The sequence below is a fragment of the Arthrobacter sp. Y3223164 genome, from assembly GCF_059091005.1.
In genome coordinates this window covers 1-708 of sequence record NZ_JBNHGF010000740.1, presented here as the reverse complement: position 1 = coordinate 708, position 708 = coordinate 1, and the positions used below count along the sequence as shown (strand labels likewise).

Below are 708 nucleotides of genomic sequence, written 5' to 3'. Positions count from 1 at the left end.
GTCGTCACCGCGGCGGCCGGCAGCGTCACCAGGGTGCCGCTGGAGTCGTTGCCGGCCGGCACGTATTCCGTCGAAATCAGCGCCGACGTGTCCATCGCTGCCGCCGCGCGGGTCAGCAGGGGAACCGAGGCGGGCGAACCGGTGGACTTCGGATGGTCACCCGCGACCGGCCGCCTCGGCAGCAATCATCTGGCGGTCGTGCCGGGCGGTGTCAGCTCCCGCATGGCCTTCAGCGCGCCGGCGGGGGACGCCCGGGTGGAAATCACGCCGGTGGATCCGAAGGGCAGACTGGGGGAGAAGCAGGCGGTGACCGTGCCCGCCGGAACCACCGTGACCCTTGATCCCCGGGCAGACGGCGCCGACGCTGCGGCCCTGTTGATCAGCGCGTCCGGCGAAGCCGTCTACGGCGCCCAGGTCCTGACCGACGGCGGTGCTCCCGACGTTGCGGTCCTGCCGGTGCCCGCCGGCACCCAGGCGCAGACCGCGGTGCCGGTCGATATCGGGTACTAGGGAAGAAGCGGCGCCGGGACCGGAACGCCGGTCAGGGGCGGGTCCGGCCGTAGCCGGGGTCAACCGCTTCCGGGGCCATGTTCAGCAGCTGCGCGGTCTGCTCCACTACCACATCGTGGATGAGCTCCGGCAGTTCGGCCCGCAGCCGGGCGGCCGCCTGGACCGGCTGCCGGAAGACGGTCACCACGGCCGGGCGGC

The 708-nt window shown here is 73.0% G+C and carries 2 protein-coding genes; one reads left to right on the top strand and one right to left on the bottom strand.

Going from position 1 to position 708, the window contains the following annotated elements:
* The coding region (locus AC5RUJ_RS17735) for a DUF5719 family protein (protein WP_494156443.1) at positions 1 to 510 on the top strand (510 nt) is incomplete at its 5' end.
* Positions 511 to 541: 31 nt separating this feature from the next.
* Here AC5RUJ_RS17735 and AC5RUJ_RS17730 read toward each other — a convergent pair.
* Positions 542 to 694 carry a metallopeptidase family protein gene (locus AC5RUJ_RS17730; RefSeq protein ID WP_494156444.1) on the bottom strand — a complete coding sequence of 51 codons (153 nt, stop codon included), beginning with the start codon at positions 692 to 694 and terminating at the stop codon, positions 542 to 544.
* Between the last annotated feature and the right edge of the window lie 14 nt (positions 695 to 708).